The organism is Sphingobacterium sp. UBA5789, from assembly GCF_002418355.1.
Lineage (GTDB): Bacteria > Bacteroidota > Bacteroidia > Sphingobacteriales > Sphingobacteriaceae > Sphingobacterium.
The window spans coordinates 971,838-998,180 of the sequence record NZ_DIDX01000001.1; the positions used below are offsets into that span (position 1 = coordinate 971,838).

A 26,343-nucleotide genomic window follows, 5' to 3' on the forward strand; every position below is an offset into this window, starting at 1 on the left:
GTAGGTTTAGTGTTGATATAGGTGATGTAATTTATATACTTTTCCGGGCATAGAGAGAATTATACCTTCCATTTCCAGTTCGAGGAGTGAAATAGCAAGCTGACTTTGAGGTAATGCACAATGTATTGCGATCTCATCAATAGGAACTGCATTCTGCTGTTGCAGAAATTGAAATATTTTTTCCTGCTCTTCGCTGAGTTGGGGTGGAAGTAAAGATAGCTGAGCTGAAGATTTTTGATTTTGGTTTTGCTCTTGTTCCCAGTTCATCAGATAAAAGAGATCTGCAGCATTACGGATAAGGTGAGCGCGGTTTGTCTTGATCAGGTAATTACATCCTGCGGAAGATTCCTGATCAATACCTCCCGGAAAAGCACATACATCCCGATTGTAGGTGTTCGCTATTTCTGCAGTAATCAGGGCGCCACCTCTTGATGCCGCTTCAATAACAATAGTTACATCGGCCATTCCGGCGATTATCCGGTTACGCATCGGGAAATTTTGTCTGTCCGGATTTGTACCGGAGGTGAATTCGGTAAGTAACCCTCCGCAGGATACCATATCTGCGGCTATTCTCCGGTGTGCAGCCGGATATATACGGTCCAGTCCGTGTCCCAATATGCCTAAGGTTGGGATATCATGACGAAGTGCAGTCTGATGAGCATAAATATCAATGCCATAAGCCAGGCCGCTGATGATCTGTATATCGGGATGTTTTAGCTCCTCAATCAGTTCATCGCAGATCCGTTGTCCGTATGTTGTTGCTTTTCGTGTGCCGACTATACTGATGGTCCTGGGCGGATTGAGCGATTCTGAACCTTTATAATAGAGCAGCAGAGGAGCATCATCGCATTCGCGTAACCGTCTGGGATAACGATCGTCTTCTATCCACAGCAGGTCTATATGATGAGCGGAGATAAATGCCAGTTCCTGCTCCGCTTCCAGTAATACTTCCTTTGACCGTATGCGGTCGATAATAGCTGTATTAATGCCGGGAATGGTTAAAAGCTGTTTCTTTGAAGCAGAAAAAATAGCTTCCACAGAGTCGCAATGAGAAAGAAGAGATCGTGACAACCGGGGACCAATGCCTTTTACTTTGGTCAAAGCTATTTGTAGTAAAGTATTCATAAATGGTTATCCTTAAAGATAAGGATAAATCCTGTAACTTGATTCCCCGTCTGAAATTTTCTGAAGAATCGTATCTTTGCGACGATAAAGAGATGAAAGTCTCCGCAGATTTTATAAAAATAAAAGCAGTCTCAGGCTGAACAACAAAACTACATAGTATGGAAACAAAGGAGCCCTTTGATATTGAAATAGAAGATATTGTATATTCTGTTTTTCCGGAAGAGGAAGATACGTATGTAATCTTTAAAGAAGGTAAAGAATATGTGCAGATTATTAAGGATACAGATACCACCTGGTTAAAACTGAATCCCGAAACAGGATTACCAATGTTTGGTATGGATGAGGAAATTAATCTGATCGGACAAAAGATCAGAGAAGAAACCGGATCATAAAAAATCAATACGTTTTTGGCTTGTTAAATGTTTTCGCAAGCCAAAAACATATTTATCAGTTACATGGGTACGTAAACCACGTACTTGGTTTCAAAGAAATCTTCAGTAAAATAATCTGATAAAGGATGAAGCTCCGCTTTGAGTCTGGACTCTTTGATTTCTTCTTTCAGATCTCCTCCTTTTAAATACAGGATGCCGTTAGGAACACCGTTTTTATCTTGTTTCAAAAATTTATTGCGGATCCATGGTGCAAAATCTCCTAATCTTGTCACTGCTCTGGATACGACGAAATCGTATTTATAATCCAACTGCTCCGCTCGCATATGATCGGCTTCCACATTTGTAAGTCCTAACGCTGAGGCTACTTCCCGCACCACTTTTATTTTTTTTCCAATTGAATCGACAAGGTGAAACCTGACTTCGGGAAACAAGATAGCTAAAGGTATACCCGGAAATCCTCCTCCCGTACCGACATCCAGAATATGTGTGCCCGGCGCGAATTCTGTCATAAACTTAGCAATACCCAGCGAATGAAGCACGTGGTGGAGATAAAGGCTCTCTATATCTTTACGTGATATTACATTGATCTGGTTATTCCAGAAAGGATACAACTCGGCTAGTTGTGCAAACTGAGTTTTTTGTGTTTCCGTTAATTTCGGAAAGTATTTATAGATAATGTCTACTGAAGGATTCAAAATACGTATGGATTGAATAAATAATTATTTCCAGCTGCGTTGCGGTTTCTTTCTGTTGAATAAACCATTGATGCAAATATAGAAATAGTAATACAGGTCTAAAAATGGTAACCACCAGATAAGATCGTGTACAGCAAGTTTTTTGTAAACAGCACGAAAGACAATGATCTGGACAAGCAGTCTTAATACATAGGCTCCTGCCATATAATACCACATCGTCGGAAATAAGGCTACGCAGGCGATTAAGGTTATGTAAAATAAAATACCCGAAGCGAGCTGGGTCGCTAACATACGCTGGTGTTTCTTTTTGTATAGAACAGATGCTCCGGAATGTCTTGCTTTTTGTTTGTAATAACTTTTCCAGCTGTCTTTAGGTACAGAGTACATATGGGCATCAGGATGTATGACGATCCGGGTATTTTGCTTGTTTGCATTATGATTGACAAACAGGTCATCATCACCTGATTTGATATGCATATGCGAAGTAAATCCTTTTCCTTTGAAAAATAATTCTTTGGTATACGCCATATTACGGCCTACACCCATGTATGCATTCTTCTTCAGTGCATAAGAAAGGTAACTCATCGCAGTATGTGTAGTTTCGAAGCGGATGAGCTTATTCAGGAATCCGCGTTGTCTGAAATAAGGAGAGTAACCCAGAATAATCTCTTTTCCTTCTGTAAAAGCGCCCGCCATTTCCGAAAGCCATTGCGGCGAATTGGGTTGGCAATCCGCATCTGTAAAGACGAAATGTGAATACTTTGCAGCTTTTATACCCATCGTCACCCCAAATTTCTTATTGTGTTTGAGTTGAATGTGTTCTTTGATCTCCACTACCTTTAAGTGTGTATATTCACGTTCAAAGTCCTGCAGTACCCATTTGGTGTCATCATTTGAGCAATCATTGACGACCACAACTTCAAACTGAGGATATTCCTGTTCCAGGATGAGTGGTAAAAACGTTTTGAGATTATGCTCTTCATTACGAGCACAGATAATAACGGAAACAGGCTCCTGGTCTGCGTTATGCTGATAAGATTGTACACGATACCGGCTTACTTTAGTATATACAAACAGGATGTAATACAGTTGGATAAGTAAGAAGATACCTAAAATAAACAAGGCCAGATAAAAGAATGTAAAATGGCTTTGAAAAAAATGAAATATATTCACTGGAAAAAATTATAACGATTCTATGATGAATCATGAATTCGAGCGTTAAAATTAGTTATTTATTGTCAAAGTGAACGATTTGATTACAATATTTATAGGAGAGATGTTTACAGATGCCATAATTTGTAGTACTTTTGCAGGTGTTTTTTAATGGCCGGTGTAGGGTCAAATACAGAAGAAATACATAAAGGTATATCCGGACTGTATGTTTCTGACAGATAGAGAGGTTAATTCATGAAATTCACGCTTCAAGCAAACGATAAATTTTCTAAAGCCCGTGCCGGGGAAATTGAAACGGCCCATGGTAAAATTCAGACGCCCATCTTTATGCCTGTTGGTACTGCGGGTACGGTCAAAGCTGTACATCAGCACGAGCTGAAACAGGATATTGAAGCGCAGATTATCCTTGGTAATACGTATCATTTATATCTGCGTCCTGGACTGGATGTCCTTAATAAAGCTGGAGGGCTTCACAAGTTTATCGGATGGGATCGCCCTATTCTGACAGATAGCGGTGGATATCAGGTCTATTCCCTGACGGAAGTGCGTAAGATCAAAGAAGAAGGTGTAACATTCAGATCACATGTAGATGGTTCCAAACATCTGTTTACACCGGAGAATGTCATGGATACACAACGTGTTATCGGTGCAGATATCATTATGGCATTTGACGAATGTACTCCTTATCCTTGCGACTACGGATATGCCCGCCGTTCTCTGGACATGACGCATCGCTGGCTGAAGCGCTGTTGTGACAGATTTGATACTACAGATCCGTTATACGGATACGATCAGACACTTTTTCCGATTGTACAGGGATCTGTGTATAAAGACTTACGTGAAAAATCTGCAGAAGTCATTGCTTCTTTTAACCGGGAAGGAAATGCTATTGGCGGATTGTCTGTCGGAGAACCGGCCGAAGAGATGTATGCTATGACAGAAGTCGTATGTAATATATTGCCGACCGAAAAACCACGTTATCTGATGGGAGTGGGTACTCCGATCAATCTGCTGGAAAATATTGCGCTTGGTATCGATATGTTTGACTGTGTAATGCCGACCCGTAACGCACGTAACGGAATGTTGTTTACGCAGAATGGAATCATCAATATCAAAAATGAAAAATGGAAAGATGACTTCTCTCCTATAGAACCTGAAAGTGATCTGATGGCCGATCAGGTATACACAAAAGCCTATCTGAGGCATCTGATTCGTTCACAGGAAATTTTAGGAGCTCAAATTGCTTCATTACATAATTTACATTTTTATCTTTGGCTTGTTAATCAGGCTCGTGAGAAAATTGTGGATGGCACATTCTATGAGTGGAAAAACAAAATGGTCAAAATTTTAGGACAACGGTTGTAAGCTAACGCGTAAGCTGCGATTCATGAAAATAATAGATTGGTATATTATTAAGAAGTATTTGTCGACGTTCGTCTTCACTATGGCTATTTTTACTGTGGTCATGGTTATTTTTGACGTTTCCGAAAAACTGGATAATTTCCTGCAATATAAAGCGCCGATCTCCAAAATAGTATTTCAGTATTACGCCGGATTTATTCCTTTTTATCTGAATTTTTTATCTCCGCTGATCAACTTTATTGCCGTTATTTTCTTTACCTCCAAGATGGCAGATCAGACCGAGATCGTACCTATTCTGAGTGGAGGGATGAGCTTCAACCGAATGTTGAGGCCGTATATGATTGCAGCTTCGCTCATTTTTGCTGTCACTTTTGTATTTAACATTTATATTATTCCGCGTACGAATAAAATGAAAGTGAGCTTTGAGAATGTATATGTCAAGCCTGATAAAGCCGGTGGATCTATCTCTGCTACTCATATGCAGATCGACTCCGATACATACGTATACATTGATAATTTCGATACAAAGCAAAAAATAGGCTATAATTTTGTGCTGGAAAAATTTGATGGAGATCGTCTGAAAGAAAAGATGATTGCAGACAGGATACGCTGGGATTCAGTTTCTACAAAATGGAAAATAGAGAATTATACCAACCGGGTTATCAATGGCCTTCAGGAACGTATGGATAAGGCGGATCAGAAAGATACTACGCTGGATATGAAACCCTCCGATTTTGAGAAGTATGACAATATGTTCACAGCAATGAATACCGATGAACTGAGTAAGCGTATCGAAAAGGAAGAAACCCGGGGAACAGGTATGATGACCGAACTGTTGCTGGAAAAATACAAACGGTATATATATCCGTTTTCCGCATTTATTCTGACGCTGATGGGAGTTTCGCTTTCTTCCAAGAAGGTAAGAGGAGGGATCGGACTTAGTCTGGGATTAGGTATCGCATTGAGCTTTGTATATATTGTATTGATTCAGTTCTCAACCATGTTTTCGCTCAAAGGAGGTCTTCCGCCATTGATTGCCGTCATGATTCCGAATTTAATATTCCTGAGTTTAGGCCTTTATCTGATGTATAAAGCACCAAAATAATCCTTATTTTTTCATGTCCTCCATCAAAATTAATCGCAATATTCTTGTTTTGCACCTGACTGTGCTGATTTGGGGTTTTACAGGTATTTTGGGCGGGTTGATTTCCGTATCAGCGATTCATCTGGTTTGGTATAGAGTAGGTATTGCTGCCATTGCATTAGCGGTATATTTTGTATTTAAGCGTCAAAGTATAGTTGTCAGTAAGCGGGACTTCCTTAAATTTTTTATGACCGGAGCTGTGGTGGGATTACATTGGGTTCTGTTCTTTTATTCTATCAAAGTATCGACTGTATCTGTTACACTGGTAACACTCTCTTCAGTAACCTTATATACCGCCATATTTGAGCCCATGTTATACAAACGCAAAATAGCGGCTTTGGATATCGTCATTGGGCTGATTATTATTTTAGGGATATACACTATATTTCAATTTGAAACCCGGTATCTGGCCGGCATAATCAGTGGTCTGGCATGTGCATTCTGTGCGAGTGTATTCTCCATTCTCAACGGTAAGATGGTCAAGTCATCCAGTCCAACAATTATTACCTTTTACGAGATGCTGGGGGCTTTTTTCTGGATCAGTGTTTTTATGCTTTTCTCCGGAGATTTCAATGCCAGTATGCAACTTAGTCAGCAGGATCTCTGGTATTTATTGCTTTTGGGGGTTGTGTGTACGGCAGTAGCTTATGTTATGGGAGTGGCGGTAATGAAAGAGCTCACGGCATTTACAGTAGCATTGACGACTAATCTGGAACCTGTTTATGGAATTATCCTTGCAGTATTGATATTTGGTCATAAAGAAACCATGAGTCTTGGCTTTTATGTAGGAGCAGTAATCGTATTGACTGCTGTATTTCTATATCCATATGTCAAAACCCGAATGGAAAACCGGCAGAAAGATCTGGTTATCCGTAAGCTGCACTAAAATTATCCCTTGTCCTTCCGGAGGATAATCCTGAAATTTATTAAGCTTTCTAAGATAGATATGGCATATCATAATAAAGTCCGGTTGTGAAAACACACCGGACTTTACTGTTATTAGGGTAGGTGATTATGCGTAATTATAAATTGTCTCTTTGCTTTCAAGATTAGACGAACCCATTAAGAACTCGTCCACTTTCCGGGCACATTCACGCCCTTCAGAGATTGCCCATACCACCAGAGACTGACCGCGACGCATATCTCCGGCTGAGAAGACCTTATCTACCGATGTTCTGTATTCGCCTTCAGTAGCCTGTACATTTCCTCTTCCGTCAAGTGCAACACCTAATTGCTGCAAAAGACCCTCATGTTGCGGATGTAAAAATCCCATAGCCAATGTAACCAGTTCACATGGAATCTCACGTTCTGATCCTTCTACCTCTGTGAATTTGACAGGTCTTCCGAAAGTATCGGTTTCCCATTCCAGATCAACGACGATTGCGCCTTTGAGATTTCCGTTGTCATCACCGACAAATGATTTGGTACTGATGCTCCAATGGCGTTGACAACCTTCTTCATGTGAAGTCGTTGTCTTTAACAGCATCGGGTAAGTAGGCCACGGCATACCATTCGTACGTGTATTCGGTGGCTGCGGCATCAGTTCAAATTGGGTAACGGAAACCGCACCATGACGATTTGAAGTACCTACACAGTCGGAACCAGTATCACCACCACCGATAACTAATACATTTTTACCGGTAGCTGTAATTTCTTCTACTTCTATCGGAGATTGGCCAACACGTTTGTTTTGTTGTTTCAGGAACTCCATCGCATAGTGTACGCCTTTAAGTTCACGACCTGGAATCTGAAGATTACGGGGAATTGTAGAGCCTCCTGTAAGTACAATAGCATCAAAAGGAGCCAGCTCCGATACCGGAACATTTTTCCCAACTTCGCTGTTGGTACGGAATACTATGCCCGACTGCTCCATAATCTCAATACGTCTGTCGATAATCGATTTATCCAGTTTAAAATCCGGAATACCGTAACGTAACAGTCCGCCGACTTTGTCATCACGCTCATAAACAACGACATCGTGACCTGCTTTATTCAGTTGTGCTGCGGCAGCAAGACCTGCAGGACCGGCACCTATAACTGCTACCGTTTTGCCCGTTTTTAAATAGCTTCTGTTCGGTTTTACGAATTTATTTTTGAAGGCAATCTCGATAATATGCTTCTCGATCTCTTCAATAGCTACAGGAGGTTTATTGATCCCCAATACACAGGCTGACTCACATGGAGCAGGACAAATACGACCTGTAAACTCCGGAAAGTTATTGGTTGAGATCAGGATATTGTATGCATCTTCCCATCTTCCGTCATATACAGCGTCATTAAATTCAGGAATCACATTGCCCAGCGGACATCCCGAGTGACAAAAAGGGATACCACAGTTCATGCAACGTGCAGCCTGCTCGTTAAGTTGTGTATCAGAATAGCTTTTTACAAACTCCTGATAATGTTGTTTTCTATTTTCAACTGCTTCCTTTTTAGGAAGTGTTCTATCATATTCTAAAAATCCGGTTGGTTTTCCCATGATAATTGCCCCTTATTTAGCTTCTACCAATTTTTTAAGTAATACATTTTTGTATTCACGAGGGAATACTTTGATAAATCTTGATTTCTCAGCTGCCCAGTGTTGAAGGATGTAATTTGCTCTTTCACTTTTGGTCAGGTGGATATGGCGCTTCAATAAGGCAATGATTGTTGTTTCGTCTTCTGTATCTAACGGATCCAGATCTACCATCTCCATATTACAGTTTTCTCTGAATGTACCGTTGATATCGTATATCCAGGCAATACCGCCACTCATACCGGCAGCAAAATTACGTCCTGTAGGACCCAGGATCAGTGCACGACCACCAGTCATATATTCACAGCCATGGTCTCCGATACCTTCGACTACTGCTGTAGCGCCTGAATTGCGTACTGCAAATCGCTCTCCTGCCATACCGTTGATAAAGAGATGCCCGGAGGTAGCCCCGTATAAAGCAACATTACCGATGATGATATTTTCATGTGCGACCAATGGACTGTCTTTTGTCGGATAAATAGCCAATTGAGCTCCGCAAAGTCCTTTTCCTACATAATCATTTGCTTCACCTTCCAGTTCAAAAGAAATTCCTTTGGTATTAAATGCACCGAAAGACTGCCCTGCAGAACCTTCAAATTTGTAATTGATCGTATTATCCGGGAACCCTTCTGCACCAAATAACTTAGATATTTCATTGGAAAGCAGAGTACCTACCGTACGGTCTGTGTTTTTTACAGGGAATGTACCGAATACAGGTGTTTTGCTTTCGAAAGCCGCTTTCGCTTGTTTCAGTAAGCCCCAATCCAGTATCATACCCATGCCGTGATCCTGTTCTTCCGTATTATGAAGAGATTCACCTGCAGAATTTCTGGCTACATACAGAATGCTTGAAAAATCAATTTTCTTAGCTTTCCAGTGTTGGATATTTTCACGTTTCTTAAGGAACTGCGCACGGCCCACCATTTCATTGATGGTACGGAAACCAAGTTCTGCCATTGTTTCACGGATCTCTTCAGCCAGGAAGCGGAAAAGATTGACAATATCTTCCGGTTTACCGGAGAACAACTTTTGTAATTCGGGATCCTGAGTAGCTACGCCCACAGGACAAGTATTCAGATGACATTTACGCATCATGATACAACCTCCGGCGATAAGGGCTGCGGTAGCTACACCCCATTCCTCAGCACCCAATAATGTTGCAATTACAATGTCACGTCCGGTTTTCATCTGTCCGTCAGCTTGTAATACTACACGGCTGCGTAGTTTATTTTGTACCAGTGTCTGATGTGCTTCAGCAAGACCAAGTTCCCATGGCAATCCGGCGTGTTTGACCGAACTGATAGGAGAGGCTCCTGTACCGCCGTCATATCCGGCAATAAGGATAACATCAGCATGAGCCTTTGCTACACCGGCAGCGATCGTACCTACACCGGCTTTAGATACCAGTTTTACGTTGATACGAGCTTTACGGTTTGCATTTTTAAGGTCAAAGATCAGCTGAGCCAAATCCTCGATAGAATAAATGTCGTGATGCGGAGGAGGAGAGATCAGTCCTACACCCGGAGTAGAGTGACGCAATCTCGCAATGAAATCATTCACCTTATGACCTGGCAGCTGCCCGCCTTCACCCGGTTTTGCACCTTGAGCCATCTTGATCTGTATCTCATCTGCTTCTGTCAGATAGTGTGAAGTCACACCAAAACGTGCTGAAGCAACTTGTTTGATAGCCGATCGCATAGAATCTCCGTTTGCCAGTGGTATAAAACGTGACGCATCTTCTCCACCTTCTCCGGTATTGCTTTTGGCTCCGATACGGTTCATAGCAATAGCCAGTGTACTGTGTGCCTCGGTCGAAATAGATCCCAGTGACATAGCTCCAGTAGCAAATCGCTTCATAATATCATTTGCAGATTCTACTTCATCAATAGATACTGCCGTACGGTGTTTTGCAAAATCCAGCAATCCGCGAAGCGTATACATCTTCTCTTTTTGATTATTGATCAGACCTGCGTATTTTTTATATGATTCGTAATCGTTATTGCGGCATGCCTGCTGTAATAAGTGTACGGTCTGCGGATTCCAGAGATGACCTTCTCCTCTTCTTTTCCATTGGTAGACACCCCCTTCCGGAAGGAGATTCTTTTCGACTCTTGAGTTTCCGAACGCAGTCCAGTGTTTGATCAAAACTTCTGTTGCAATATCATCTAATGAAAGACCTCCGATGCGGGATACAGATCCGCAGAAGTATTGATCTACTACTGTCTTGTCAATCCCCAGTACCTCAAAGATCTGAGCACCATGGTAAGATTGAAGAGTTGATATGCCCATTTTGGAGAATATCTTTAATAAACCTGCACAGATAGCTTTTACGTAGTTTTTCTTTAAGGTATCCCATGTCAGATCGGTATCCAGATGTCCCTGTTCTTTCATGGTACGGATACTTGCCAGTGCCATATACGGGTTGATTGCGGTCGCTCCGAATGCCAGCAGACAAGCAAAGTGATGCACCTCCCAGACATCTCCTGCTTCAACTACCAAACCTACAGCACCACGATTACCTGTTTTGATCAGATGGTGATGTACCGCAGAAACTGCGAGGATGGACGGAATAGGAGCATGTTGTGAATCAATGGCTCTGTCCGAAAGGATTAATACTTCAAATCCGTCACGTACAGCATCATCTGCATAACGACAAAGTCTTTCAAGGCCATCTTCCAGTGAACCTGATTTTCCGTCAGCTTTGAAATAGAGTTGTAAAGTTTTCGCCTGAAATACACCTGTATCGATAGAACGAAGTTTTTCCAGCTCGCTTGAAGTCAGGATAGGGTGTTGTAGTGTCACACAGTGACAGAATTTTTTATCTTCAATCAGAATATTACCGGCATTACCGATAAATGTCGCCAGACTCATGACTAGTCTTTCGCGAATAGGATCTATAGGCGGATTGGTAACCTGAGCGAAGAACTGTTTGAAATAGCTGGAAAGATGTTGAGGCTGATCAGACAGAACCGCTAAAGGAACATCAGTTCCCATTGATCCGATAGGCTCATATCCCGTAAGGGCCATCGGAGCCAGTATTGTTTCCAGATCCTCACGCGAATAACCGAACCCTTGCTGATATTTGAAAACAGATTCTTTAGATAAGTAGGTGTAGGTGACACGTGGGTCAGCCAGTTCTTCCAGACGGATTTTATAATTATTTAACCATTCGCCATAAGGTTGCTGACGGATAAGTTCACCTTTTACCTCTTCATCTGTGCGGATGCGTCCGGCTTCCATATCGACTACAAAAATCTTTCCGGGCTGTTGACGGCCTTTTTGGATAATTAAGCTTTCAGGAACAGGTAGGGCTCCGGCTTCTGATGCAACTACTACGCGCTCATCTGAAGTAATCGCATAACGTAAGGGTCTTAATCCATTCCGATCTAATGTCGCTCCGATAGTTTTGCCATCTGTAAAACACAGTGCTGCTGGTCCGTCCCACGGCTCCATAAGTGTCGCATGATATTCATAGAATGCCTTTTTCAAGGGATCCATCTGCGTGTTACCATCCCAGGCTTCAGGCACCAGCATAAGCATAACATGAGGCAGACTTCTGCCGCTGTGTAATAACAGTTCAACTACATTGTCCAGACATGCGGAATCAGACTGGCCTTTGTCTACGACAGGTAATAGAATCTGCATTTCTTCATCTGTAAAATAAGGGGATGAAAGAGAGCGGACACCGGCATAGAACCAGTTTAAGTTGCCGGTAAGTGTATTGATCTCCCCGTTATGGGCAATATGTCTGAAAGGCTGTGCTAATGACCAGGAAGGAAATGTATTAGTGGAGAACCGGGAGTGTACCAGACCAAAAGCAGATACAACACGAGGATCCCGCAAATCTTTGAAATAAGTTCCTACCTGATAAGTCGTAAGCTGGCCTTTATAAATGATAGTCTTACAAGATAGAGAGGCAATATAAATAGGGAGAGGGTATTCTTGGTGTTTTTTGATTTTCTGAATGATGAGACGTCTCAGAACAAAGAGTTTGCGTTCGAATTCTTCTGTGTTAAACACTCCTTCTGGTCGTGCTACGAAGAATTGAACAATCTCCGGTTCGGCACTCAGCGCAGTAGGTCCTATACCTTCCCGGTTTACAGGCACCGTACGAAACCCAAGGAAGCGCATATTGCGTTCTTCACAGGCTTCAACGACTGTATTTCTGCAAAGTGTATTCATTTCCGCTTCTTTTGGCAGAAATAACATTCCTGTTCCATAATAACCGGGCTCTTCGAGTTGAATGCCTAGTGAAATACATTCTTCCCACAGGAACTCATGAGGCAGCTGGATCATAATCCCGGCACCGTCACCACTTTCAGGATCACAACCGCAGGCACCGCGGTGTTCCATATTTTCTAACATGGTCAAGGCATCCTTAACCTGGTTGTGGGACTTGCGGCCTTTAATATGTGCTACAAAGCCTACACCACATGCGTCATGTTCAAAATCAGGGTCGTAAAGTCCTTTTTTCTCTATTCTTTCGTTTGTCATCTTCTCCTCAAAAATATAATCAGTTTGCTAATATAGGAATAAAAGTCTTATATTTTTATATTATTCACAAATAAAACTAATTTATATTGATTCTTTGTTAATCAAACATGGTTAATGCAATAGATTTTGTATTTTATTAGCTTATAGCTTCTGTTATTGGAATAACATTCTGTACTTTTGGGATGTAAACAAATAAATTATGGTTATTACGACTATTGAGATCTACAGACTAAGTATTCCGATGGAACCATTTGTCATTGCGACAGGAACGATGGACTATGCTCAGAATACTTTTATCAGGGTAAATACAGACGAAGGAATATATGGAGTAGGAGAGTGTTCTGCATTTCCGATGATTGTAGGAGAGACTCAGGATACCTGTCTGGTGCTTGCTCGTGATTTTGCAAAATTATGGAAAGGAAAGGATCCGCTGGCTATACAGGACCGTCTTGCCGAACTGGATCTTTATATTGCCGGAAACAAAACAATAAAAAGCGCTTTTGACAGTGCATTATTTGATATTGCATCCAAACATGCCGGATTGCCGTTGTATCAGTTTTTAAAAGGGGAGCGCCGGGATATTACTACGGATATGACACTGGGTATAGCATCTCCTGAAGAAATGGCTGAAAAGGCCAGAAATCTTCAGCGTGAAGGTGCTGTTATATTGAAGGTGAAACTGGGGAAAGATCCTCAGACAGATATTGAACGGATCAGGGCCATCCGCAAAGCTGTTGGTTTTGATATGCCGGTTCGGATTGATGCAAATCAGGGTTGGTCATATGAACAAGCTGTAGAGGCTTTGCAGGGGCTGGAACCTTTTAAAATACAATACTGTGAGCAGCCTATGCGGACATGGAATGACCATTTGCTTCCTCAGTTGCGTACAGAAACAATAGTCCCGATTATGGCTGATGAATCTGTGTATTCACATTATGATGCAGAGCGGCTGTGCCGGGAGGATGCCTGTGATTATATCAATATTAAATTTTCAAAATCAGGAGGTATTGCAGAGGCTTTACGAATAGATGCCGTTGCAGCAGAGTTTGGTATTCCATGTATGATTGGAGGTATGCTGGAAAGCCGTCTGGCTTTAGCTGCGAAGGTACATTTTGCTTATGCGGCAAAAATGGTCAGATTCTATGATCTGGATACATGTATGGTCGGACATCTGGAAGATCCTGTCATCGGAGGAGTACAATATGACGGATACCGGATCTCGGTAAGTGATGCCCCAGGGATAGGAGCAGATATTGATGCGGAATATTTAAAGAAATGTGAAAGTTGGGTGATCTGATCATCCGGCTTTTGATAGTATCTTTTTACAGATAGAGAAAGTCATAAATCTTTACCCTACCTCAATCCAAATTATTACCTTTGTTGTTGCTTAATTTTTATATAATTAATAATTATCATGAGTACACAAAAAGGTCCTATTTCTCAGTTTCTTGAGAAAAATTACCTTCACTTCAATGCAGCAGCATTGGTGGATGCAGCGAAAGGTTATGAAGCGCATCTGAACGAAGGTGGTAAAATGTTAATTTCTTTAGGTGGTGCGATGAGTACTGCTGAATTGGGAATTTCTTTAGCTGAGATGATCCGTCAGGATAAAGTTGCAATTATTTCCTGTACCGGAGCCAATCTGGAAGAGGATGTGATGAACTTGGTTGCGCACTCACATTACAAAAGAGTTCCAAACTATCGTGATCTGACTCCTGAGCAGGAGAGAGAGTTATTAGATAATCACTATAACCGTGTCACTGATACCTGTATTCCTGAAGAAGAGGCTTTCCGTCGTTTGCAGAAGCACCTTGAGGATGTATGGTATGCAGCTGAAGCTAAAGGTGAGCGGTACCTTCCGCATGAGTTTTTATATCAGGTCGTAAATTCAGGTGTATTGGAACAATACTACGAGATCGATCCTAAAAATTCATGGATTGTAGCTGCCGCTGAAAAGAATCTGCCTATTATATGTCCGGGATGGGAAGATTCCACAACAGGAAATATCTTCGCTGCGAATGTAATCAAAGGAAATCTGAAAGCCAGCACTGTAAAGTCCGGTATTGAATATATGATCTACCTGACAGAATGGTACCGTGAAAACTCCAGCGGTAAGGGGGTAGGTTTTTTCCAGATTGCAGGTGGTATCTCTGGTGATTTCCCTATCTGTGTAGTGCCGATGATGTATCAGGATCTGGAATGGGAAGATGTTCCTTTCTGGTCTTACTTCTGCCAGATTTCGGATTCAACAACTTCTTACGGTTCATACTCAGGAGCTGTTCCTAATGAAAAAATCACTTGGGGCAAATTGGATATCGATACACCTAAGTTTGTTATTGAATCTGATGCGACTATTGTGGCGCCTTTGGTATTTGCTTACGTACTGGGGCAATAGAATTAACTTTAGTATACGCTATACATGAAGAATTTGCTCACCGATAACCCTGCTGCTATCAAAGCACTCATGTCAGAGACATTGTTTTCTGCCGGGCAGTCCTTTGCACATAGTCAGGAGGATGAATTTGTGGAAGCAACATCTATACAAACTCCTCTGTCTGCAGAAGTGAAAACGGATGCGACGGAGGAGTTTATTTATCAGGGAAATAAAGATAGAGGGATCATCTTTATTTTACGTTATCAGGAATATCCGTATTTTTCAGCAGGTGCTCAGGAAGCATTTGTGAAAACAATTGGTGCTCTTCAGCTTGCTCCCTCCGATGTGGCTGTTGTCAATCTGGCTAATCCGCATAACCCAAATGATTTCAAACGCATTATGCAGTTTTTTACGCCAACAAAAATTATTCTGCTGGGCGTCGAACCGACATCTCTTGTCTTGCCGCATATCCCTCATAACTCTTACATGAAAGGTCGTGTAGCCACGGTATTTAATACCTATAGTTTTGAGGAAATGTTTGTGGATATAGAGAAGAAAAAGGCATTTTGGATAGAATTCAAAACTTTTATAGCTTCTTAAGCTCTCTAAATCATCTGATCTTTTTATAAATACCTTTGCCAACTAAAGTTTTTTGGCAGACAGGGGCTTTTCTGAAATTTTATTTTTTAATTTGTAGATATGATCGAATTAATTTTTGCAACAAATAATGCGCATAAACTGGATGAAGTACGTGCTATAGTAGGGGATGCTTTTATGATCAAAAGTCTGGATGATATCAATTGTCAGGATGATATTCCCGAAACCGGAGATACCTTTGAAGAAAATGCAAAACAGAAAACAGATTATCTTGTAAATAAATATGGTTTATATTGTTTCGGAGATGATTCAGGATTAGAAATAGAAGCAATCAATAATGAACCTGGGGTATACTCAGCCCGTTATTCAGGATCTAGAGATATGGAACGTAATATCGATCTGGTTCTTGAGAAATTAAGAGATAGTGAAAATCGTAAAGCCAGATTTCGAACAGTTATATCCTTATTTCTGAATGAACAGCAGCATTTCTTTGAAGGTACTATTGCAGGAACAATTATTTCTGAACGGAGAGGGACGGAAGGATTCGGGTATGATCCGATTTTTATTCCGGATGGATATGAAAAGACATTTGCTGAAATGACTGCAGACGAAAAGAATGGAATCAGCCATCGATCTATTGCAGTCAAGGCATTAACAGGCTTTTTGAAATCACTATGATCAATATAAAGCGGATAGTTTTTAAGAATAAGAATTTTAAGCTTGCCTATTATTTTAAAGCGCTTTTAAGGGAGATTCCTGTTTCGTTCTGGTATAGGTCCCGATTAAAATCTAAACTTCAGGCAATCCCGAAATTTGACAGTAAAGCACTGGAAGATCGGGTGAATTATTACAATAAGCTTCAGCAGAATACTTCCCTGGCATCCGCGGCTGTTGCAATAGCTGAATTTAAGATTCCTGAAAAAATCCGGGTATATTATTTTGATACAAAAGAATATGTTCGCTATTTTGATCCTCTACTGAAACTGCAGTTGATACCCGGTGATGTGGTGGACATCCCCGAATGTCCGGCAATAGTGAAAAGCAGACCCATCGCCGGAGATAATAAAAATGCTGTCTTACTTAATCTGGATAAGATCAGGCACTTTAATTTTATACAGGATGATATTGCGTTTGGTAGTAAAAAAGATATGTTGATCGGAAGATTTGCAGCTTACCAGCAACACCGCAAACGTTTTTTTGAATTGTACTTTGGCAACCCTTTATGTGATCTGGGTAGTGTCGTGATGGATAATGATCATCCGGAATGGTACAGTAAGCCTATTTCTATTCAGCAGCATCTGGATTATAAGTTTATTCTGTCTCTGGAAGGAAATGATGTTGCTACAAATCTCAAATGGATCATGTCTTCCAATTCCGTAGCAGTAATGCCTCTGCCTAAATATGAAACATGGTTTATGGAAGGTAGACTGATCCCGGATTTTCACTATATACAGATTAAAGATGATTATTCGGATCTGGAGGAAAAGCTGTACTACTATATTAATCATCCGCAGGAAGCCGAAAAAATTATTGGTCATGCACATCAGTACATTCAACAGTTTAAAAACAAAAAATTAGAAGATCTTATCGCATTACGCGTTCTCGAAAAGTATTTCGAAAAGACGAATCAAAGACTTTGATTCTTTGCTTAGACCCTTTGTCAGTATTGCGGGAAGTAATTTTGCTGTAAATGTAATGCCGATTGAAATTAATTTGTTTCCGTGACGGGTTCAGATTCCTCTTTTACCGGATTTTTAGATTCCTGATTCACTTTTTTTGGTTCAGTCTTTTGATCTGCTGGTTTTTTAACTTCCGTTTTAATCCCCTCTTTCGGATCTTTCTTTTCCGCCACAGGATCTTTAGCAGCAGACTTGCTGCCGGATGAAGAACTTGCTGCGGGTGGATTTATATCTTTTGGAATTTCACGTTTTCTGTTAAGTAAATCTTCCTTAGACACCGGGCGGTCTTCCGGTCGCCATATAAATCCGGGTAATACTTCATTCTCATTGGTCACCATATTCAATGGATATACTTTGCCATCCACCTTGCGGATGGATACATAATCCTTTATCTTGCGGTTTTCCATCAGAATTTTGATCCTGCTGCTGCGGTCATGAAACATTTCCGTGATAACTTTTTTCTCTTCATTGACCACGAAAATCATGTTTTCTGCATTCCCGTCAACAAATAAACGATCCAGATTATTGCCAGCAAAGAAGCCTGTAATCTTTCTCCCTTTGAGTTGATTGAATTTGATGGTATCCAGTACAGCATTAACCATGAACGCACTGTTCACCAATAACATATTGTCCAGACGTTGCTCTTTGATCTGCAGATAGAGCGTATCTGCCGAGATTTGCGATCCTTCGGCCCATATCATAGGACGTCCCATAAACCTGAACATGGAGTCGGCCATGCCGTAATATACCGAATCAGCGACTGCCTGCAGGTCAGATTTGAACATACGCACATTATAATGGGCTATGATAATCCGTGTACGTGCCGTATCCAGATAAGCACTGTCTTTAGGAGTGGTCGTGACAGAGTCCGGCGATTTGGCAACTAACAAAGCTTTGTTGATCAGACTGTCACTCTCATTTCCTTTGGGCAATACCGTTCGCTGTCTGAGCACACTGTCTGCTGCCAGGGTCTTACCGATTAGTATTTTATTCGGATCCCCTTTTTCCTGTTGTACGACAGCAGGTTTTTTAGGTGGCGCTGTGTTATTTTTGGTGATGGTTTTACTTGTCTCTTTGACTTGCTTGATCACAGTTTTGGCAGAGTCAGATTTTAATCCTTCTATATGAAGACTATCTGTTTGAGTCGAATCTGACAGACCAATTATATTGCCTGACATAGACAGGCTATCCGTATTTTCGTTACCGTCGTCATCCCCGTAGTCTTCATCTGCTATTTCCTCTATGAGCCCGCCATTCCGATCGAGCTTGAAATCGAGTGCTTTATAGTCTTTGAGGAAAATCACCTTTGAATACAAGGTATCAGCTGTCATATAAGCGGAATCTACCTGCGGTTCAGGTTTGACAGTCGCGGATATCGAGTCTTTGGAAACGGGTGTGATGGGGCTGATTTCCTTAAAGGATTCCTCTTCTTTGGATTTCTTTTTTTCTACAGTTTTTTCCTTACCGGCCTTTTTTCCCTTCTCCTCTTTTTCTACAGGTTTGGCAGAAGTAGAGTCGCTGGTACTGGTTGAGTCTTTTTTAATCACCATTGTAACCAATGGCTTATCCGTCATGGTGATAGACTCATCCGATTGTTTATACAATCCGTACCCGCCATTGGCATAGAATTTATCAACTGTATCTACAAAAACTACATTACGATACGCTTTACCTTCTCCCGTAGCTCTGTCATAATATAAGCTGTCTCCTTTCAGAAACTTAGAACCTTCTGTGTACAGGTTGTTTTTAGAAAAGCGGGCAACACCGGTAGCCGTATTGTAATTTCCTTTTTCCGTATACAGATTTTCGCCTTTATTTCCTTTGATGTTGGTTGGGCCGAAGAAATATGTAACCCGTTGAACAGAATTATAACGCATGGTATCCGTATAGATCTTGACGTCCGGTGTTCTTACGACAACCTTATTTCTGAAATAAGCATCCTGCGTATTCTCAAAGTAATAGGCATTTTTAGAAGTAATAGTGTCTCCTTTACTGACAATCCGCCCGCCACCGGTGTATGTGCCGACTTTGCTGCGCATATTGTACGTCAGGTAATTGGTGGTCAGTACAGAAGATTTATCGACCATACGCACATTACGTGTCAGCGTGGCAATCTGAGGAGCTGCGTCATAATGAAGTTTGTCTGAATAGATGATCGTACCGCTGGGTTGCGTTATTACAACATTGTCAAAGGCTTCAAAAAACTGTCTGCCGATTCCATCCTCATACATATATCCGCTGTCAGCAGATAACGTACTTCCTTTGTGTTCAAAAACAGGTCTGTAATAAATAGTACGATCCGGATTTTTGACCAGGCGCATACTGGATGATGAGACGAGCTTGAGCTGATCTCCAGTAGGCTGTGGCTGTTGAGCGGATGCAAACAGACAGAAAATATATGTTAATACAAAAAGGAATAATCGTTTCACAGCAGCAAAAATATGCAAATAAAGTGCAAATAATTGTTAAAGCAAAAATTTTCATTAAAACCAATCCCGTTTATGATAACATCCGGGAATTCAGAGTACAATAAGGTTTTATTAGAAGAATAAAATTTTCTATTTTCAAATCTAAAGGTAAATTAAGCCCTTTCCAATTTATAAACATATTATGAAAGGATTGCATCTAATTGTTACCCTAAAAAATTAATTTTTCCATATAAATAGACTTCATATAAAATCCTTACGTCATTTAAAGGATTACAGCAACTGCAAAAATCTGAGAGCTTTCTTTGTCGTTATCAAAAAAGACACACTTTCAGAAAAAATAAGCCTTAACTTTGGGTACATGAATGTGCTGGAAAGATTTCATAGATATGTAAATCAAAACGGGCTTTTTGGTCCGGATGATAAAATTGTACTGGCTGTAAGCGGAGGTAAGGATTCTATGCTGATGGCCAGACTTTTTCTGGAATCGAACTATCGTGTGATTATAGCACATTGTAATTTTTCCCTGAGAGGAGAGGAGTCTGATCTTGATCAGCAGCTTGTCGAAGCCTTTGGCGAAAAGTATGGTATTCCTGTTTTCGTCAAAAGATTTGATACAGAAGCGTACGCAGAAGAAAACAAGATTTCTATACAAATGGCAGCTCGTGACTTACGTTATCAGTGGTTTGAAGAATTGCGTATTGCTCAGGACTGTGCGTACATCTCGGTTGCACAACACTGCAATGATCATATCGAAACAGTTTTGCTTAATATGATCAGAGGTACAGGTCTTGCAGGTCTGCAGGGTATACAGCCAAGACGTGAACGTATCATCCGGCCCTTGTTGTTTCTCCGGGCTGCAGAAGTTACGGAGGCAGTTCGTCTTTTGCAGATTCCGTACAGGGATGATCAGTCTAATTTTTCTGTTAAATATGCCAGAAATAAAATCAGATTGAAGATTGTTCCCTTGATGGAAGAGATAAATCCGGAGTTTGTACAAAGTTTTGCTTCCAGTATAGACAAATTTGCCGGAGCCTATCAGCTTCTTCAGGATTTTGTAAACCCTGTTCGTCAGTCTTTATTTCAGGAAAGTAAAGTTACCGCAGAAGTGCTTATTGAAAGGAAAAGTCTGGAACCCTACCTTACTAATCCGGCACTGCTGTATGAGCTTTTTCAGCCTTATCATTTTCAAAAGAATGTGCTGGAAGACCTGGTAATAACATGGGATAATGGAACGGGACGTATTTTTGAATCTGACACATACCGCTTGTTAGTGGATCGTACACACTTGATCTTGCATCCGATTGTTTCGGAGGAGGAAACTCCCGTTTGCATTGAGGAAACAGATGAACAAGCTGAATGGAAGGGTTTTCATTTTAATATTGAAAAATCTTCTTCAAGGGATATTGTAAAAGAGAAGCATATGGCTAAAATTGACTGGGATAAATTAAAGTTTCCCTTACAAATCCGAAGTTGGCAGGAAGGTGATGTTTTTTATCCGTTGGGAATGGAGGGTAAGAAGAAAGTGAGTGATTATTTCATTCAGCAAAAAATAAATTCCTTTGCCAAGGCACGAATTCCTATCTTGGTGGACGGAACGGGGGAAATTATCTGGATTGTCAATTACAGGTTAGACAATCGGTTTAAGATAACGAACAATACAAAAAAAGTATTTACTTTAGTCTGTGAATAATTATATGGAAGAGCCAAACTTATTTGTAGAGCAACAGTATCTGGGTAGAGATAAGACCTGGATCAGTGTCCGCCTGATCTTAGCGTTGTTCTGTTTTATTGCCTACTACCTCAATCTGGATCATCTGGCCTCACGTCAATTATTTTTTATTGTAGGTGTGGCTGTTATACTGGTATCGATACTGATGATGTATATGTTACATTACAGGACAGTTGTCAGGGAAAACTGTGTGAGTATCAGCGGGCTTTGGACAACACGTCTTGTCAAAATAGACCTGAACAGCATCGCAAAAGTGGAAAAGAAAAAATACAGCACTTTTATCTTTAATAATCCGGTGTACAACCTGCATAAAAATGGCAAAATTCGCTTTTATTCGGGCGGTAATGATGCGATCTGGCTGACGGATAAGGACGGTCTGGTGTATGTAATAGGCACACACAAACAGGAAGAATTCTATAAAGCTGTAGAATACGCACGGAAGCTCAGAAAAGATTAAAATTTTGTTAAGTGATTTTTCTCTGACAAAAACACAAGGTATCTCTTCTATTATTTATTAAATTTGAGAAAAAGCAACGAATTAGTATGGCTCCATTATTGAAATTTTTATTGATAGCTTTCGCTGTTTATTTCATAGTAAGGTTTCTTTTCAGATTAATTTTACCATTCGCTATGCGTAAAGCGGCGGAGCGTATTATGAAAAAAGCTCAGCAATCACAATATACCACCGGTAACGGTCCGTTTGGATATCAACAGTATGAACAGCAAACACGTGCCGATGAAGGAAGAGTACGTGTAGAATATGCTCCTTCTAAAAAAGAAGAAAAGCGCAGACCGGGAACAGCTACAGCTGGAGAGTTTGTAGACTTCGAAGAGATAAAATAAGCACTTTTCCTTCCTAAAAAGGTTATCTTTGCGGTCTATGTGGTTAAAACAATTATCTGTTTTAAATTTTAAAAATTATACGGAATCCGCTTTAGAATTTTTGCCGGAAGTAAATGCTTTCGCCGGAGAGAACGGTGCCGGTAAAACCAACCTTTTAGACGCTATACATTACCTTTCCCTGTGTAAAAGTTATTTCAATCCGATCGATTCTCAGCATATTAAGCAGGGAATGGACTGGTTTATGGTACAGGGATCATTTGAAAATGATACCCGTACAGATGTAATCTCCTGTAGTCTAAAAAAGAATCAGAAAAAGCAGTTTAAAAAAAATAAAAAGGACTATCCGCGACTTGCCGATCATATCGGACAATTTCCGTTGGTCATGATTTCTCCGAATGACAGTATGATCATTACGGATGGAAGTGAAGAACGTCGTAAGTTTATGGATAATGTAATCTCGCAGACGGATCATCATTATCTGGATAAGCTTATCACGTATAATAAGGTCATGCTTCAGCGTAATGTCATGCTCAAACAAGCACGGGAAACCGGACAACTTGATCTGGGGTTACTGGAAGTATTAAACCTGCAGCTTGTAGAAGTAGGAGCACAGATCTTTGAGAAGCGTCAGCAATTCATGAAGGATTTTCTTCCTGAATTTGAAAAGCATTATCATTTTCTTACTGAAAGTGCAGAACAGGTATCTCTGGTGTATGAATCTCCGTTGATGACTGTTGATTTTCATGAATTACTGGATAGAAACCTGGAACGTGACCGGGCATTGGAAAGGACCTCTCAGGGTATACATAAAGACGATCTTCTGTTTACCATACATGAAGGGATGCCATTAAAGAAATTTGGCTCTCAGGGGCAGCAAAAATCATTTCTCATCGCATTAAAATTAGCCCAGTATAGTTTTCTTCAGGCAAGAAAAGGCTTCAAGCCATTGTTGCTGCTGGATGATATCTTTGATAAACTGGATGAAAGACGTACACGTAAACTGATGCAGATGGTTTCGGAAGACGATTTTGGCCAGATCTTCCTCACCGATACAGATTCAGAACGTGTGCAAAGAATTTTTGAGGAAATCGCACAACCAATCCGTATCTTTGATATCAAAGGAGGCGCAATACAAGATGTATAAGAAGAAGGTAGACGAAATCCATTCCAATGATGATATTGGTATAAAACAGGCTATTGAAAAATGGGTGGATACCTATCGTCTGCGTCGTAAATTCGACGAATCTTCTATTGTCAATGCATGGCCTGAGATTATTGGGAAAGCAATTGCCAACCGTACCCAGAAAATTTATATCAAAGACCGGAAGATGTATGTTAAGGTGGAATCTGCAGTAATCAAGAACGAATTAGCTCTGATGCGCAGGCAGATTATTGGCCGTCTTAATGAATATGTTGGGCAGGTTGTTATCGAAGAATTGATCATTCTTTAAAAAAAGAGTATCGGTCTATAATTCGGATAACAAGACCAATAGTCCTTTTTTTAGTTTACAAATACTGCTCAAGATCCCCTTTGCCTTCACGGACAATCTCAAAATCTCCGTTGGTAAGATCTACCACAGTTGAAGCTACATTATCTCCATAGCCACCATCTATTACGATATCTACCAGATTTTCGTATTTTTCGTGGATAAGTTCCGGATCAGTGGAATATTCCAGAATATCATCTTCATCACGAATCGAGGTCGTTACAATAGGATTTCCAAGTACTCTGACGATCTCTCTCACAATATGATTGTCAGGAACACGTATACCGACAGTTTTCTTTTTGGAAGAAAGAAGTTTGGGTACCTGGCCGCTTGCATTGAAGATAAAAGTAAACGGACCCGGAAGTGCTTTTTTCAGCACACGGAATACACTGGTGTCAAAGGGTTTGGTATATTGGGAAATGTCTGTCAGATCGTAACAGATAAAAGATAAGTTTGCTTTATCTACTTTCAATCCTCTTATCTCACATACGCGTTCTATAGCCTTATGATTGGTGATATCGCAGCCAATACCATATACGGTATCTGTAGGGTAGATAATTACACCACCACGTTTTAATACATCAACGACTTGTTGTATTGCCTTTTCATTAGGATTGTTTTCGTAAATTCGGATAAGCATATTGAAGCCTGAAATTTAAAAGATATTAAACGGTTCACGTTGCATTCCGTGTGAACAACGGATTCTTATAATATAAAAACCGTCAAAAGGCTTTAATGTTTTTGACGGTTTCTGATATGTTGTTATTCCGGATTAAAATTCCGCATTTTTTGGTGTTCTTGGGAATGGGATAACATCACGGATATTGGTCATTCCTGTTACGAATAGTACCAGACGCTCAAATCCGACTCCGAAACCTGAGTGAGGAACTGATCCAAAACGACGTGTATCCAGGAACCATTCCATTTCTTCAGCCGGTATTCCTACCTCAGCCATACGAGCCAGTAATTTGTCCAGATTTTCTTCCCTTTGAGATCCGCCAACCATTTCACCTATTCCCGGAAACAGGATATCCATCGCACGAACAGTGTTTCTGCCTAATGTATCCGGCTCGTTCTGTTTCATATAGAATGATTTGATCTCTCTTGGATAATCTGTAAGGATCACTGGTTTCTTAAAATGTTTTTCTACAAGATAACGCTCGTGTTCAGATTGAAGATCTGCACCCCATTCGTCAATCAGGTATTTAAACTGTTTCTTCTGATTTGGCTTGCTGCGTTTTAATATCTCGATCGCATCTGTATATTTGACACGCTCAAATTCATTTTCAAGACAGAATTTTAATTTCTCAATAAGATCCATCTCTGAACGTTCTGCAGCAGGTTTGTTTTTCTCTTCCTCCAGCAGACGGTTTTTCAGAAATTCGATCTCTTCCGGACATGTTTCCAACGCATACTGTATCACATATTTTAATAAGGCCTCAGCCAAATCCATATTGTCTTCCAGTTCATAGAAAGCCATCTCTGGTTCGATCATCCAGAATTCTGCCAGGTGACGAGTTGTATTGGAGTTTTCGGCACGGAATGTAGGTCCGAAAGTATAAATATTACCAAATGCTAAAGCTGCCAGTTCACCTTCCAGTTGTCCGGATACCGTAAGGTTAGTGGATTTTCCGAAGAAGTCTTCTTTAAAATCTATTTCACCGTTTTCGGTACGAGGAGGATTATTCAGGTCTAAAGTAGTGACACGGAACATTTCTCCAGCACCTTCAGCGTCTGAACCGGTAATAATAGGAGTGTGCATATAGACAAAGTCTCTTTCATTGAAGAAACGGTGTACTGCAAATGACAATGCATTACGTACTTTGAAAATAGCATTGAATGTTCCGGTGCGGAAGCGCAAATGTGCGATTTCACGAAGAAATTCTAAACTGTGTTTTTTGGGTTGTAAAGGGAATTTCTCGGGATCTGAATCTCCGATCACATCAAGTTCCGTTACTTTGACTTCGACCTTCTGGCCTTTTCCCAGGGATTCGATCAGAGTTCCTTTTACACGTACAGCAGCACCTGTAGTGATTCTTTTTAATAACGCATCATCCGTATTTTCAAAATCAACTACTGCCTGGATATTATTGATTGAAGAACCATCATTGATCGCTATAAATTGATTGTTACGGAAGGTTCTTACCCATCCCTTTACAATGACCTCTTGCCCAAACTCAGTGGCATTCAATAATTCTTTAATACGTGTGTGTTCCATTTTGTTGTTAGATATTAATTGGAGTTATTTTTCAAAATAAACTCATGCTGTTTTTATAATTCTGCAGCTCACAAAAATAGCTTATAA

General features: G+C 40.6%; 22 protein-coding genes. 14 read left to right on the forward strand and 8 right to left on the reverse strand.

The features are described 5' to 3' along the window. Nucleotides 1-6 precede the first annotated feature (6 nt). Nucleotides 7-1,125, reverse strand: coding sequence for a DNA-processing protein DprA (gene dprA, locus B4B65_RS04200; RefSeq protein WP_293913594.1), 1,119 nt, complete (start codon nt 1,123-1,125; stop codon nt 7-9). Nucleotides 1,126-1,283: 158 nt separating this feature from the next. Between dprA and B4B65_RS04205 the strand changes: the two genes are divergently transcribed. Next, nucleotides 1,284-1,517 carry a hypothetical protein gene (locus tag B4B65_RS04205; protein WP_201681624.1) on the forward strand — a complete coding sequence of 78 codons (234 nt, stop codon included), beginning with the start codon at nt 1,284-1,286 and terminating at the stop codon, nt 1,515-1,517. Between the two features lie 59 nt (nt 1,518-1,576). Here B4B65_RS04205 and rsmG read toward each other — a convergent pair whose 3' ends face one another. Next, entirely contained in the window at nt 1,577-2,212 is a 636-nt protein-coding gene (gene rsmG, locus B4B65_RS04210; RefSeq protein WP_201681625.1) for a 16S rRNA (guanine(527)-N(7))-methyltransferase RsmG, read from the reverse strand. Nucleotides 2,213-2,236: 24 nt separating this feature from the next. Then, the gene (locus tag B4B65_RS04215) at nt 2,237-3,385 is read right to left on the reverse strand and encodes a glycosyltransferase (protein WP_293913597.1); all 1,149 of its coding nucleotides are present in this window, start codon (nt 3,383-3,385) and stop codon (nt 2,237-2,239) included. 234 nt (nt 3,386-3,619) lie between these two features. Here B4B65_RS04215 and tgt point away from each other — a divergent pair, with 234 nt between their 5' ends. The 3 genes from tgt to B4B65_RS04230 are packed head-to-tail and all read left to right on the forward strand — an operon-like array spanning nt 3,620 to nt 6,777. Next, nucleotides 3,620-4,750: a tRNA guanosine(34) transglycosylase Tgt gene (tgt, locus tag B4B65_RS04220; RefSeq protein WP_201681626.1), complete on the forward strand. Its 1,131-nt coding sequence runs from the start codon at nt 3,620-3,622 to the stop codon at nt 4,748-4,750. Between the two features lie 22 nt (nt 4,751-4,772). After that, complete coding sequence (locus B4B65_RS04225; protein ID WP_293913600.1) at nt 4,773-5,852, forward strand: LptF/LptG family permease; 1,080 nt, start codon at nt 4,773-4,775, stop codon at nt 5,850-5,852. Between the two features lie 13 nt (nt 5,853-5,865). Next, the gene (locus B4B65_RS04230) at nt 5,866-6,777 is read left to right on the forward strand and encodes a DMT family transporter (RefSeq protein WP_201681628.1); all 912 of its coding nucleotides are present in this window, start codon (nt 5,866-5,868) and stop codon (nt 6,775-6,777) included. A 126-nt stretch (nt 6,778-6,903) separates the two neighbouring features. On the opposite strand, the gene B4B65_RS04235 is transcribed toward B4B65_RS04230, so the two are convergent. Both B4B65_RS04235 and gltB read right to left on the reverse strand, forming a co-directional pair. Then, a complete protein-coding gene (locus B4B65_RS04235; protein WP_201681629.1) occupies nt 6,904-8,370 on the reverse strand; it encodes a glutamate synthase subunit beta in 1,467 nt (488 codons plus the stop codon). A gap of 12 nt (nt 8,371-8,382) precedes the next feature. Then, a complete protein-coding gene (gene gltB / locus B4B65_RS04240; protein WP_293913603.1) occupies nt 8,383-12,900 on the reverse strand; it encodes a glutamate synthase large subunit in 4,518 nt (1,505 codons plus the stop codon). Between the two features lie 199 nt (nt 12,901-13,099). On the opposite strand from gltB, the gene B4B65_RS04245 reads away from it, so the two are divergent. From B4B65_RS04245 to B4B65_RS04265, 5 genes are all read left to right on the forward strand, one after another. Beyond that, nucleotides 13,100-14,197: a mandelate racemase/muconate lactonizing enzyme family protein gene (locus B4B65_RS04245; RefSeq protein ID WP_293913605.1), complete on the forward strand. Its 1,098-nt coding sequence runs from the start codon at nt 13,100-13,102 to the stop codon at nt 14,195-14,197. Between the two features lie 117 nt (nt 14,198-14,314). After that, nucleotides 14,315-15,295 carry a deoxyhypusine synthase family protein gene (locus tag B4B65_RS04250; RefSeq protein WP_293913607.1) on the forward strand — a complete coding sequence of 327 codons (981 nt, stop codon included), beginning with the start codon at nt 14,315-14,317 and terminating at the stop codon, nt 15,293-15,295. Nucleotides 15,296-15,319: 24 nt separating this feature from the next. Further along, nucleotides 15,320-15,874, forward strand: a complete 555-nt coding sequence (locus B4B65_RS04255) for a hypothetical protein (protein ID WP_293913609.1) — start codon at nt 15,320-15,322, stop codon at nt 15,872-15,874. A 99-nt stretch (nt 15,875-15,973) separates the two neighbouring features. Next, nucleotides 15,974-16,549 (forward strand): non-canonical purine NTP diphosphatase, encoded by a 576-nt coding sequence (locus B4B65_RS04260; RefSeq protein WP_293913611.1) that lies wholly within the window; start codon nt 15,974-15,976, stop codon nt 16,547-16,549. Beyond that, complete coding sequence (locus B4B65_RS04265; RefSeq protein WP_293913613.1) at nt 16,546-17,511, forward strand: glycosyl transferase family 90; 966 nt, start codon at nt 16,546-16,548, stop codon at nt 17,509-17,511. The genes B4B65_RS04260 and B4B65_RS04265 overlap by 4 nt, the downstream gene beginning before the upstream one ends. A 68-nt stretch (nt 17,512-17,579) precedes the next feature. Here the strand turns inward: B4B65_RS04265 and B4B65_RS04270 are convergent, their stop codons facing one another. After that, nucleotides 17,580-19,979, reverse strand: coding sequence for an OstA-like protein (locus B4B65_RS04270; protein WP_293913615.1), 2,400 nt, complete (start codon nt 19,977-19,979; stop codon nt 17,580-17,582). A 358-nt stretch (nt 19,980-20,337) separates the two neighbouring features. Between B4B65_RS04270 and tilS the strand changes: the two genes are divergently transcribed. The 5 genes from tilS to B4B65_RS04295 all read left to right on the forward strand — a co-directional run bounded on the left by tilS (nt 20,338) and on the right by B4B65_RS04295 (nt 24,002). Further along, nucleotides 20,338-21,669 (forward strand): tRNA lysidine(34) synthetase TilS, encoded by a 1,332-nt coding sequence (gene tilS / locus B4B65_RS04275; protein ID WP_293913617.1) that lies wholly within the window; start codon nt 20,338-20,340, stop codon nt 21,667-21,669. Next, nucleotides 21,662-22,165, forward strand: a complete 504-nt coding sequence (locus B4B65_RS04280) for a hypothetical protein (protein WP_002996853.1) — start codon at nt 21,662-21,664, stop codon at nt 22,163-22,165. The genes tilS and B4B65_RS04280 overlap by 8 nt, the downstream gene beginning before the upstream one ends. Before the next feature lie 86 nt (nt 22,166-22,251). Continuing rightward, nucleotides 22,252-22,551 carry a DUF4834 family protein gene (locus B4B65_RS04285; protein WP_002996851.1) on the forward strand — a complete coding sequence of 100 codons (300 nt, stop codon included), beginning with the start codon at nt 22,252-22,254 and terminating at the stop codon, nt 22,549-22,551. A gap of 37 nt (nt 22,552-22,588) precedes the next feature. After that, on the forward strand, nt 22,589-23,695 hold the full coding sequence (gene recF / locus B4B65_RS04290; RefSeq protein WP_201677993.1) for a DNA replication/repair protein RecF: 1,107 nt from the start codon (nt 22,589-22,591) through the stop codon (nt 23,693-23,695). Further along, entirely contained in the window at nt 23,688-24,002 is a 315-nt protein-coding gene (locus B4B65_RS04295) for a DUF721 domain-containing protein (protein ID WP_002996847.1), read from the forward strand. The genes recF and B4B65_RS04295 overlap by 8 nt, the downstream gene beginning before the upstream one ends. A 55-nt stretch (nt 24,003-24,057) precedes the next feature. On the opposite strand, the gene B4B65_RS04300 is transcribed toward B4B65_RS04295, so the two are convergent. After that, complete coding sequence (locus B4B65_RS04300) at nt 24,058-24,678, reverse strand: L-threonylcarbamoyladenylate synthase (protein WP_201677994.1); 621 nt, start codon at nt 24,676-24,678, stop codon at nt 24,058-24,060. Nucleotides 24,679-24,810: 132 nt separating this feature from the next. Further along, complete coding sequence (gene asnS / locus B4B65_RS04305; protein ID WP_293913627.1) at nt 24,811-26,256, reverse strand: asparagine--tRNA ligase; 1,446 nt, start codon at nt 26,254-26,256, stop codon at nt 24,811-24,813. Nucleotides 26,257-26,343: the final 87 nt, after the last annotated feature.